Source organism: Campylobacter sp. 2014D-0216 (assembly GCF_014931215.1).
In the GTDB taxonomy this organism is placed as follows: domain Bacteria; phylum Campylobacterota; class Campylobacteria; order Campylobacterales; family Campylobacteraceae; genus Campylobacter_D.
Window position 1 is genome coordinate 481,358 of the sequence record NZ_CP063089.1, and the last position, 11,466, is coordinate 492,823.

The 11,466-nt window shown below is 30.8% G+C and carries 11 protein-coding genes; 5 read left to right on the top strand and 6 right to left on the bottom strand.

Going from position 1 to position 11,466, the window contains the following annotated elements:
* Positions 1 to 48: 48 nt before the first annotated feature.
* Positions 49 to 231: a hypothetical protein gene (locus A0083_RS02495; RefSeq protein WP_197553168.1), complete on the top strand. Its 183-nt coding sequence runs from the start codon at positions 49 to 51 to the stop codon at positions 229 to 231.
* A gap of 1,129 nt (positions 232 to 1,360) precedes the next feature.
* The gene (locus A0083_RS02500; protein WP_120760785.1) at positions 1,361 to 1,807 is read left to right on the top strand and encodes a DUF411 domain-containing protein; all 447 of its coding nucleotides are present in this window, start codon (positions 1,361 to 1,363) and stop codon (positions 1,805 to 1,807) included.
* Between the two features lie 16 nt (positions 1,808 to 1,823).
* On the opposite strand, the gene A0083_RS02505 is transcribed toward A0083_RS02500, so the two are convergent.
* Genes A0083_RS02505 through exbB form a run of 3 tightly spaced genes read right to left on the bottom strand, consistent with a single transcriptional unit; the run spans position 1,824 to position 3,290 of the window.
* Entirely contained in the window at positions 1,824 to 2,480 is a 657-nt protein-coding gene (locus tag A0083_RS02505; protein WP_120760784.1) for an energy transducer TonB family protein, read from the bottom strand.
* A complete protein-coding gene (gene exbD, locus A0083_RS02510) occupies positions 2,477 to 2,866 on the bottom strand; it encodes a TonB system transport protein ExbD (protein ID WP_120760783.1) in 390 nt (129 codons plus the stop codon). Before exbD ends, A0083_RS02505 begins: the two co-directional genes overlap by 4 nt.
* Positions 2,859 to 3,290 carry a TonB-system energizer ExbB gene (gene exbB / locus A0083_RS02515; RefSeq protein WP_120760782.1) on the bottom strand — a complete coding sequence of 144 codons (432 nt, stop codon included), beginning with the start codon at positions 3,288 to 3,290 and terminating at the stop codon, positions 2,859 to 2,861. The genes exbD and exbB overlap by 8 nt, the downstream gene beginning before the upstream one ends.
* A gap of 163 nt (positions 3,291 to 3,453) precedes the next feature.
* Between exbB and cfrA the strand changes: the two genes are divergently transcribed.
* A complete protein-coding gene (gene cfrA, locus A0083_RS02520; RefSeq protein WP_197553943.1) occupies positions 3,454 to 5,544 on the top strand; it encodes a TonB-dependent ferric enterobactin receptor CfrA in 2,091 nt (696 codons plus the stop codon).
* Here the strand turns inward: cfrA and A0083_RS02525 are convergent.
* Together A0083_RS02525 and rho are read right to left on the bottom strand one after the other, a co-directional pair.
* The gene (locus tag A0083_RS02525; protein ID WP_197553946.1) at positions 5,541 to 7,082 is read right to left on the bottom strand and encodes a DNA polymerase III subunit gamma/tau; all 1,542 of its coding nucleotides are present in this window, start codon (positions 7,080 to 7,082) and stop codon (positions 5,541 to 5,543) included. The genes cfrA and A0083_RS02525 overlap by 4 nt on opposite strands.
* Positions 7,083 to 7,084: 2 nt before the next feature.
* Entirely contained in the window at positions 7,085 to 8,386 is a 1,302-nt protein-coding gene (rho, locus tag A0083_RS02530) for a transcription termination factor Rho (protein WP_039663099.1), read from the bottom strand.
* Between the two features lie 171 nt (positions 8,387 to 8,557).
* On the opposite strand from rho, the gene A0083_RS02535 reads away from it, so the two are divergent.
* Both A0083_RS02535 and ccoS read left to right on the top strand, forming a co-directional pair.
* Positions 8,558 to 10,903: a heavy metal translocating P-type ATPase gene (locus A0083_RS02535; RefSeq protein ID WP_197553949.1), complete on the top strand. Its 2,346-nt coding sequence runs from the start codon at positions 8,558 to 8,560 to the stop codon at positions 10,901 to 10,903.
* Positions 10,900 to 11,106: a cbb3-type cytochrome oxidase assembly protein CcoS gene (gene ccoS / locus A0083_RS02540; RefSeq protein ID WP_120760778.1), complete on the top strand. Its 207-nt coding sequence runs from the start codon at positions 10,900 to 10,902 to the stop codon at positions 11,104 to 11,106. Before A0083_RS02535 ends, ccoS begins: the two co-directional genes overlap by 4 nt.
* A 12-nt stretch (positions 11,107 to 11,118) precedes the next feature.
* Here ccoS and A0083_RS02545 read toward each other — a convergent pair whose 3' ends face one another.
* Positions 11,119 to 11,424, bottom strand: coding sequence for a c-type cytochrome (locus tag A0083_RS02545; RefSeq protein WP_120760777.1), 306 nt, complete (start codon positions 11,422 to 11,424; stop codon positions 11,119 to 11,121).
* Between the last annotated feature and the right edge of the window lie 42 nt (positions 11,425 to 11,466).

Consider the following 11,466-nt stretch of genomic DNA (forward strand, 5'->3'; position numbering starts at 1 on the left):
AGATAGTTGTAAAAAGTAGGTTTCTTTTATTTCTTTTATGGTGCGATCATGAATTGTTTAGTGGTTAAGTTAGTTTTTACTGCTTGTCGTGGATTAGTTTGTGTAGTTTGTGTAGTTTGTGTAGTTTGTGTAGTTTGTGTGGTTTGTGTGGTTTGTGTGGTTTGTGTGGTTTGTGTGGTTTGTGTGGTTTGTGTGGTTTGTGTGGTTTGTGTGTGGGGGGGGTGGGCGTAGCGTTTTTGTATAGAGTTGGTTTATTTGGTTGCTATAGCTTTTAAGTTGTGTTATTGTGATTGAATTATTTTAATAGTTGGCTTAGTTGGTTTGAAGGTTTAGTTGTTTTAGCTTTAAAATGCTTATAGTAAGTTTGGTAAATTACTTTTTTAGTTTTTTAGTTTTTTAGTTGGCGGTGCTTTGTAGTTTGTATTAAATTATTTTAATAATTTATGGAGGCTTGTTTTAATTTTTAATTGTGTATATCTTTTTTATTGCTTTATTAAATTTGCTTTTATGGGTTTTTTAGATGAAATTGTAGTTTTATGTTCTTAGGTGTGTATTATTTATAATTGATAGATTGCTTGTTTATTTGCTTAGATTGTTATAGATGTTTTTATTTAATAAGATATTGTTTTTTATCATTAATAGGCTTAGGATTATTGATTAATATAAGAAAGTAGCTTTGGTAAACTTGTTGGTGTAATTATGGCTTTTTAGGGTGTATGGTGGATGTGGGTTAATTGTTTTTTATAGTTTTTAGGTTGTTTGTGGGAGGGGGTATTTTTATGTATCATCATTTTAGGTTATGGCTAATTGTGGGTAAGTTGTAGTTTATTTGCTTTGTGTGGAAAATGCTATTTATTGTGAATGTTATTTTTTTATGGGCTTGAGTGTTAAAAAAGTAGGCGGGGTGAAAATTGGATTTTAGTAGTTTTTATAGTGAGGTTGGTAAAGTGGATTTGATGGTGTAATTTTTAGCAATTTAATAAATAATGTTTTTATATTTTTAATAAGTCTAAATTGTGTTGTTTTGTTTGTTAATATTGTTATGGTTATTACTGTAAATATTGATTGTATACTTTTTATAGATTATTTCCTAGTTTGAGTTTGTAAAATTTGTCAAAGTGAGATCATTTTTAAATGAGTTTAGATACTAGAAGTTAATGGTAATCTATTGATTGATATTTTCTAGTAGAAATTAATAGCGCTTAATTTGTTTATGTAATTTGAAATAAGTTTCTGGCTTATTCTCGCGTTTGTTTTTAGATAAATTGAAATAACAGTTTGCTTTAAAATTATATAATTGGTATTTGTGTAACATTAAGTGGCTATATTTATATAGTGGCGTGTAAAATATGGAGGATGTATGAGAAAGATTGTTCTTGCGCTTGCGTTAAGTTCATTATCAATGTTGGCTAGTAGTAAAGTATTAAATGTTTATGAAAGTCCTACATGTGGATGTTGTGATCTTTGGGCTGATTATATGAAAGCTAAAGGTTATCAAGTTCAAGTACACAAGAGTGATGATTTTTTAAAAGTAAAAGAAAAGATGAATATTCAACCTATGTATCAAAGTTGCCATACAGGTGTGATTGAGGGTTATGCGATAGAAGGTCATGTGCCAGAAGATGCTGTTGCTTGGCTTTTGAAAAACAAACCTCAAGATGTTATAGGTGTTTCTGCTCCTGGTATGCCTCAAGGTAGTCCTGGAATGGAACAAGGGTATGAGGAAGAGTACCCTGTGGTTTTGATGTTGAAAAATGGAGATTATAAAATTTATGGTATTTATAAGGGTCATCAACTTATAAAATAAACTAAGCAAAATTTGCTTAGTTTATTTTATAAATGAGCGGTATTTTGATACGGTAAGTTTTGTCATATTGTGGAAAATTTTTAGATGCAATACGTATGGTTTCTAAAGCACTTTCGTTTAATAATTTATATTTTGATGATTTAAGTATTTTTAAGTCTAATAAATTTTTGTCTTTTGTCCACGTAAATTCCAATAGGACTTCGCCGCTCATACGCATTTTTTTGGCTTGCCTTGGGTAGATTAAAGCCTTATCTATGGCTTGCTTAACTTCTTTTAATAAATCATTATTGTTACCACTTAAGGATATGTTTTCATGAGTATTGCTTGTTATGGCGTGTTGTGTTGTTTCTTGTTTGAGGATTGCGCTTTCTTTTGGTAAGGTTGTTGGTTTTGGTTGTGTATTTTGGACTATTTTTTTGGGTTTAGCAATGGGCTTTTCTTTTTTTGTTTCAATGGGTTTGATTGGTTCTTGCATAGTTTTTTGCGTTGGTTTTGTGGTTTGAGATGTCTGTATAAACTGCTTGATAGCTATATTAAATTTATCTTCTTTTGGCATACCATGTTCTATATGCATAAAATTTTTAGAATAAATCAATACAAAAAACAAAGGCATAAAAAGAAATAGCGTGATAAAAAAAGACCGACTTTTATGGCTAGCTAAAAATGTTCTCATCTTTTATGCTCTGTTAAAATTTGAAAATTTTCGTGATTTTTATTTTTTAAGATTTCAATGATTTTTATAAAGCTTTCAAATTTTGCATCTTTATCGCTTTTTAATTCTACTATGGTTTGGGGTTGAATAGAGTTGATTTTTAAATTTATTTCTTCTAGTGAGCTTGCTTTGTCGTTGATGAAAAATTGATTTTCTTTATTGATTAGAATGCTTATTTTGTCTTTATTGTTATCAATTTTATTTGGATTTTCACTTTGTGGTAGATGGATTTCTATTTTTCCATGTGCAATAAAAGTAGATATACTGAGTACAATTGCAAGTAAAACAAGCATAATATCTATAAAAGGAATGATATTTAAACCTTCGTTTTTTGGTAGTTTAAGCATTTTTTTCCTTAAAAATACGATATGAGTTGCTTAGTAGTGATATTTTTCTTAGTAAAGCATTGTAAGCCATCAGTGAAGGAATGGCAACTAAAATCCCTAATGCTGTGGCTTTTAGTGCTAATGATAAACCTATCACAATAGATTTAACATCAATATCCCCGCTTAATCCCATATCATAGAAAGTAATCATAATACCAACTACTGTTCCTAAAAGCCCCACATAAGGTGCATTGGTGTAGATAATATAAAGCATAGTAAGATTTTCACTGATTGCATCATCAAAATTTTCTTGGCGTGGATAATCATTAAAGTTGATTTTTCTGAAAAACAAAATGCGCTCGATTGTACACCATATAGCAATAAATGCCATAAAACCTAAGACCACAAAAATAATCAAATCGATATAAGTTTTTAAAAATTCCATTTTTTCTCACTCTTGTTTAATTTTTGTGATTATAGTATTTAAAATTAAATCATTTATTAATAACAATTATCATAATTGATACAATAAATTTATTTTAAATTAATAATTATTATCATAATATTTCAATTTTTAAAACATAGAGTAAATATAGCAAAGGGAAATAATGAAAAAATACATTTTATCATTTTGTGTTGCTAATCTTTTAGTTTCAAGTGCTTTATCGCAAGAGGTTGTGTTAGATAGCTCCATAGTAAGTGCCTCGGGGTTTTCTCAAGATATTAAGGAAGCTCCTGCGACTATTAGTGTGATTGGTAAAAAAGAACTAGAAAGTAAGCCATATAGAGATGTTGCTGAAGCAATTGCAGATATTCCTGGAGTAGATTTATTTGCAAATAAAGGAAAAACAGGCTCTTATAATATTACCATGAGAGGTATTACGGGTTATACTTTAGTTTTGATTGATGGACGGCGACAAGGTATAGGTGGGGAAGTTGGACCTAATGGCTTTAATGAGATTTCAAATTCTTTCTTACCTCCAATTTCTAGTATAGAAAGAATAGAAGTGATAAAAGGGCCAATGAGTACTTTATATGGTTCTGAAGCTTTAGGTGGTGTTGTAAATATCATCACAAAAAAAGTAAGCGATAAATGGGAAACATCAGTTAGTTTAGACGGTATTTTTAATGCACATAAAGAATGGGGTAATACTTATGGTACAAGTATATATTCAAGTGGTCCATTAATGAATGATCGCCTAGGATTAACCTTGCGTTTTAGAGAGTTTTATAGAGAACAGTCAAATGTTGAATTTAGCAATGGAAGTGGACAAAGAGTGCAAGGCGATCAGGCTCAAAGTCCCACAAAAGCTAATAATTTTAACTTAGGAACTAGGTTAAATTATCTAGTAGATGATTATAATACTTTGATATTTGATATCGATTTTTCAAGAAATCATTATGATAATAAAAAAGGACAACTAGGAACACTGACTAAGCCATCTGGTGATAATGGTGCTTTAACAGGTGGTTATACAGACACTATGCAAGTAGATAAGCTAGTAACTTATTTAAGTCATGAGGGGGTATATGAAGATTTTTCGATTACTTCTACTTTGCAGTATAACCGTGTAAGTAACGATGGGCGTGAGGTTGTTGGCCGAGCAAATCAGCCATTTTTAGGACAAAATAGAGATATAGTTGCTGAAGATATTATTGTAGATACAAAATCAGTTATACCTTTAGGTCAAAGTCACATTATAAGCGTGGGTGGTGAATATAGACTCGAAAAAATGCAAGATAAAATCGCTAATCCTACAAATTTTGATCAGTACTTATTAGCTCTTTTTGCAGAAGATGAATATAGTATAAGAGATGATTTAAGATTTACTTTTGGCGCAAGGTATAATCATCATGAAATTTTTGGAAATAATATTTCTCCAAGAGCTTATTTGGTTTATAATCCTACTAGTGAACTTACTTTAAAAGGTGGTGTTTCAACAGGATTTAGAACCCCATATGCTAATAGATTGATAGCAGGTACTTATAATTATGGAGGACAGGGTAAGTACCCTATGTATGGAAATCCGAATTTAAAAGAAGAAACTTCGCTTAATTATGAATTAGCCGCTGTTTATAATAATGACTTATTTTATATTTCAGCAACCGGCTTTTTAACAAATTTCAAAGATAAAATTTCTAGTCAAAAATTTAGTAAAGACAATATGATTTCTGGTATTGGAAAATGTGAAGCTGATACTTGTTATCAAGCGATTAATCATGGCAAGGTTGAGTATAAAGGTATAGAGCTTGGAGCAGGGGTTACTCCTATAGAACACCTAAATTTAGATTTATCTTATACTTATCTTGATAGCGAAATTAAAGATGCGCAAGATAAGGCTGTGATAGGAAAGCCAGAAATTGATAGTTTAAAACACAACATCATGTTAAAAGCAAGCTATAATATCTTTAATAAATTCACTCCATGGGTAAAAGGTGAATGGCAAATAGATCGTTATATGGGTGATACAAATATTAATAGAGAATATTATCAAGATGTCTTTTTAGCTTCTATGGGTGTGCGTTATGATATCAATAAAAATTGGAACATTAATGCGGCAATTTATAATCTTTTTGATAAAAGTTTTACAAATGCATGGGATTCTTATAAAAACAAAAGCGAAGATACTTGGGTAAACACTTATAACCGTATTGAAGAAGGAAGGAGAATTTATATTTCGATCAATGGTAGTTTTTAATTTTGAATTGATGGGGAGCCAAAGAGCTTGTTAAGCGCTTCTTTGGCTTCATCTTTAGGATTGTATTTTTTAGCATCTTTTTTAAAATTTTCAAAATGCTCATTTAAATTTGGAGTGCTTTTTACTTCTTGCTTTATAGGGGTTTTGAATATATCCTGTAATTTTTGCGTGTCTATTTTTTCTATTTTTTGAATTTTTATTTGTGCTTTTTCTCCAAAAAGTTCATGAAGTAGAGTTTTGATTAGTTTAAATCCATTATTTAGAATTTTTCTATCTTCATCTTGAGCATGTGAGCTAATATTTAAAATATCATCTTCAAAAGAGATAAATTGTGTAGTTTTTTTAAAAACTTCAGCCAAATCATAATCTCTTTTATAGATAGCCTTTAATAAGCTTTCGTATGGATTGAGTTTTTCATCTTTGGTAGTTTGTGTTGAAGGTAAATTTTGTTGCTGTATATTTTTTGATATATCGTATGGTTTTAGATTATCGCTTGTATCGATAGCCTCATCAATGCTTTTTAGATAGGTTGCTTCTATTAACATAAAAGCCATAACGCAAAGTACAAAACTATCATCATCGCTAGAATTTAACATAGTTTTGGCGCGTGAAAGTATTCTAAAAAATCTTTCATAAATTAACATAGAAAATAAATTGTTTTTGGCAAAAAATGCTTCTTTTAGAAAAAATATCATTTCATCTATTACATTGCTTGCCTCATAGTCTTCAAAATCTTTTAAAAATTCAAGAACTTTATCTTTCTCATTGGTTAAGATAGCTTGATAAAATTCTTCAATCTTAGCTGGATCTAAAAAGCCTAGCATCGCAGTAATTTTTTGTGTTTCTATGTGATTTTGACAATATACTATGGCTTGATCTAATAAAGTTAGAGTGTCTCTTAAAGATCCATTTCCGCTTCTTGCTATGAGTTTTAAAGCTTCTTTTTCATAATTTATATTTTCTTTATCTAAAATCCATTCTAAATGATTTAAGATATCATGAGTGGAGATTTGCTTAAATCTAAAATGCTGTGTTCTTGAAAGAACCGTTGCAGGTAGCTTTAAAGGATCAGTTGTCGCAAGTATAAATTTAACATAACTTGGCGGCTCTTCTAGGGTTTTAAGTAGTGCATTTGCTGCTTGTGGAGTGAGCATATGTACTTCATCAATGATGAAAATTTTAAACCTAGCTAGCGATGGAGCATATTTTACTTGTTCTATTAATTCTTGGATATCTTCTAAGCTTCTGTGGCTTGCAGCATCCATTTCTATGATGTCAATATTGGATCCATTAAGTGAAGCAAGGCACTGAGAACATTCTCCACATGGATTAGCACTTGGTCCTTGTTCACACACTAAGGCTCTTGAAAAAATTCTTGCACTCGATGTTTTACCGCTCCCTCGCAGTCCTGAAAACAAGTAAGCATGTGCTAAGCGATTATTTTCAAGCGCATATTTTAAGCTTGTAGAAACTGTGTTTTGTCCTACAAGTTCATTAAAATTTTTGGGTCTGTATTTAACAGCAAGTGCTTGTAACATTATTACTCATTCATAATAGAGAGCAATTCTTCATTGCTTTTAGTTTTGAGCATTTTTGAGTATAAAAATTTTAATGCTTCAATATCATCCATTTGAGATATGGCTGATCTAATCGCCCAAATTTTTTGCAGTTTTTCGACGCCTTGGAGCAATTCTTCTTTTCTAGTGCCAGATTTTATAATGTTAATTGCAGGATAGATCCTTCTATCTGAAATATTTCTATCAAGAACGATTTCGCTATTTCCTGTACCTTTAAATTCTTCAAAAATAACTTCATCCATTCTTGATCCAGTTTCTATCAAAGCAGTTGCTATGATAGTTAGTGAGCCTCCATGTTCTATATTTCTAGCTGCACCAAAAAAGCGTTTTGGTTTATGTAGCGCGTTCGCATCAACCCCACCACTTAAAACTTTACCACTACTTGGTGTGGCGGTGTTATAAGCTCTTGCTAATCTTGTAATGGAATCAAGCAATATAACCACATCTTTACCTGTTTCTACCATCCTTTTTGCTTTTTCTATCACCAGTTCTGCTACGCGAACATGATTATAAGCAGGTAAGTCAAAAGTTGAGCTAAAAACTTCACCCTTAACACATCTTTGCATGTCTGTAACTTCTTCAGGACGCTCATCTACTAAAAGTACGATCAAGTGAGCTTCAGGATGGTTTTTAGCAATGGCGGTTGCTAGTTCTTTCATTAGCTCGGTTTTACCAGTTCTTGGAGGTGCTACAATCAAACTTCTTTGACCTTTTCCTATAGGGGCAAATAAGTCAAGCATTCTACCAGTGAGTTTTAAAGGATCATATTCTAATTTGATTTTCTCAGTTGGAAAAATCGGAGTAAGGTTATCAAATAAAGGTCTTTCTCTAGCTTCTTTTAAAGGAAGGTAGTTAATTGCTTCGATTTTTAATAAAGCGTAGTATTTTTCTTGATCTTTAGGTTCTCTAACCTGACCTGTAACAATATCTCCCACACGTAAAGCAAATTTTCTAATTTGCGAGTTTGATACATACGCATCGTTTACGCTATCGCTTAAATTAGAATCCATTCCGCGTAAGAATCCATAGCCATCTGGTGAAATTTCTAAAATTCCGGTAAAAAGTATAAAGCCACCTTTTTTAGTTTGTGCTTTTAAAATTTCAAAAATAAGATCTTGTCTTCTAAATTCTCTTGGATTTTCTATTTCTGCTTCATTGGCAATTTTAACTAAGCTTTCTAAGTCAAGCAACTTCAAATCTTCAATTTTATAACCTTCCACTGGAATGTGTGTTCTTTGGTGTTTTTTTTCTTTAGTATTTTCCATATATCCTCTAAAATGTAGAAAATGTAGTATTTAAAATGAATACGAGATTTTATTCAAAAAAACGCTTTTTTGTCAAATTTTTGAAATTATAATATAGCTTTGTAAATAATTTTTAAAATTGCTGTTTTAAAAAAATGATAAAATAGTAAAAAATAACAACGAAAGTCTAAAATGAAATGCAAGCATTGTCAATTAAGTTTTAAACAAGAACAAATGATAGAAAAAAATGGAAATTATTTTTGTTGTAAGGGTTGTGAGAGTGTTTATGAAATTTTACACGATAACAATTTAGAGGAATTTTATGAAAAACTAGGTAGTCAAACTCTAAATCCAGTGACTATAGAACATATCAATAAAGACTATGGCAAGTATATTCAAAAAACTAAAGAAGGTTTTAGTGAAATCTTTTTGCTTATAGAAGAAATTCACTGTGCTGCTTGTGTTTGGCTGAATGAGAAAATTCTCATTAAAAGCGAAGGAGTGGTTGAGGTTGATATTAATTCTATCACTCATAAGGCTAGGATTGTTTTTGATGATAAAAGTATTAACTTAGCACAAATTATACAAAATATAGAAAGTATAGGTTATAAAGCGAGTGTGTATTTGCCTACCAAAAATGAACAAAGAGCAACACAAACCAAAAGAGACTTTTATGCAAAATTAATCGTTGCTATAGCTTGTGTGATGAATATTATGTGGATTTCTGTTGCAAAGTATGCGGGTTTTTTTAGTGGTATGGATGCAGATACTAAAGATATTTTGCATTTTGCGGAGTTTTTGTTGTGTACTCCTGTGCTTTTTTATACAGGATCTGTTTTTTATAAAAACGCCTATTATGCCTTAAAATTTAAGAACATCAATATGGATACTTTGGTTATTAGCGGAGCAAGTTTGGCTTATATTTATTCTATTTGGGCTATGTTTTCAAGGGCTTCGCAGGTGTATTTTGACTCTGTTGCAATGATTATTTGTTTTGTTTTTATAGGAAAATACCTAGAGCTTTTGAGTAAAAAAAGAGCATTGGATACGCTTGATCATTTGCGTTCATTTTTGGTAAGCGAGGTAAGAGTTTTAAAAAATGGAGAAATCAAAAACACCGATGTTGAAGAAGTTGAAATAGGAGATATTATCGAATTAAAAGAAGGAGATAAGATACTAATTGATGGGGTGTGTATCAGTGGTAATGTAAGTTTAGATGTTTCTAGTTTAAGCGGAGAAAGCTTACCACTTGATGTGCAAAAAAACGATGTTATATATTCTGCTTCTTTGGTTTTAAGTGGTAATGCCTTGTATAAAGTGAGTGCTTTATATAAAGACTCTAAATTAGCAAGGATAATCACTTTACTTGAAAACTCAAGTACCAAAAAAGCAAAAATAGAAAAAATGGTGCAGCAAGTTAGTAGGTATTTTTCTCCTATTATTTTAACTTGCGCTCTATTGTGTTTTGCTTTCACTTTTTTTGTGTTGAATTTAGGTTTCGAAGAGGCCATGATACGCATGGTTTCGGTATTGATTATTGCATGTCCTTGTGCTTTGGCTTTAGCTACTCCTGTGAGTTCTTTGGTAGCAATTAGCACAGGGTTAAAAGAAAAGATTTTGTTTAAAGAAGCTGGTGTAGTAGAAGATTTAAGTAAATGCAATATAGCGGTTTTTGATAAAACAGGAGTGCTGACAAAGGCGAGCTTGGAAATAAAAAAATACTATTTAGATGAAACACTAGATCATAATGAATTGGTGAGTTTTTTATCTTTAACCAACCACCCTGTTGCAAAAAGTATTTTGCGATTTTTAAATATAAAGCAATATAATAGAATTGAATTTGATAAGGTAGAAAATTTCCAGGCAAGAGGATATAAGGCATTTTTAGGAAATGATGAGTGGCTTGGTGGCAATGAGAAATTTTTAAAAGAAAATTATATTCAAACCCAATCTTTTGAAAGTACTCATTTTATTTTTGCAAAAAACAAAGTGATTATGGCGGTGTTTGAGTTGGAGGATAAAATTCGAGATAATTCTAAAGAGTTGATCGATTTTCTTAAAAATCAAAAAATGCAAATTTATATGCTTAGCGGGGATAATCCTTTTGCTGTAGAAAGAGTTGCAAAAAAATTAAAAATAAGCAACTATAAAGCTTCTTGTATGCCAGAAGACAAAATGCAAATTATAGCTAGTTTAAATCAAAAAGCTAAAGTCTTAATGGTAGGAGATGGGGTTAATGATGCTTTGGCGCTTTCTTATGCTGGGGTAGGGGTTTCATTAAAGGAAGGTTCAGAACTTGCTATGGAAAATAGTGATATTGTATTGTTAAAAAATGATCTTGAAAGTTTACAAAAAGCCATGAAAATAGCAAAAAAAACATATTATATCATTAGACAAAATTTAACTTTTTCTTTATGTTATAATGCCTTGAGTATGCCTTTGGCTTTTTTTGGTTTGATTAATCCGCTAGTTGCGGCTTTATCGATGTCATTTAGTAGTATAATAGTAATTTTAAATGCTTTAAGGATAAGAAAATGAATGGTGTTTTAATGATGATGATTGGAGTTTCATTACTTGCTTTGTTTTTGGCAATTTGTGCTTTACTTTGGGGTATTAAAAACAAGCAATTTGATGATGATTATAAATTTACCATTTTAAATGATAGTGAAGATGCTTTAAATGATGCAGTGATTTTAGAAAAGAGGAAAGAGGAAATTTTAAAGAATAAAAAACAGCCATAAAGGCTGTTTAGATTATTTTTTTAAGCTTTCAATATGTTCTTCGATCGCTTTGAAATCTGCTTCAGTTAAACCTTTAAGATTGATTTTCATAATCGCACCTTGGCCATAAGCATTTCTTTTGCCTGCTGCATATTCTTTCATGTATTGTAATCTTTCAGCTGCAGTTAAAGAATTTAACGCAGGGACTTTGTTAAGATAAACTTTGTCTGCTTTAGCACCATGACATACTGCACATTTTTTATAAAGTGTAGCACCATCTGCAGCAAAAGCTGAAACACCTAGACATGCCAAAGCTGATAAAACAAGTAGCTTTTTCATTGTATCACTCCTATATAAATTGAAAATAAAATGTTTTTAATT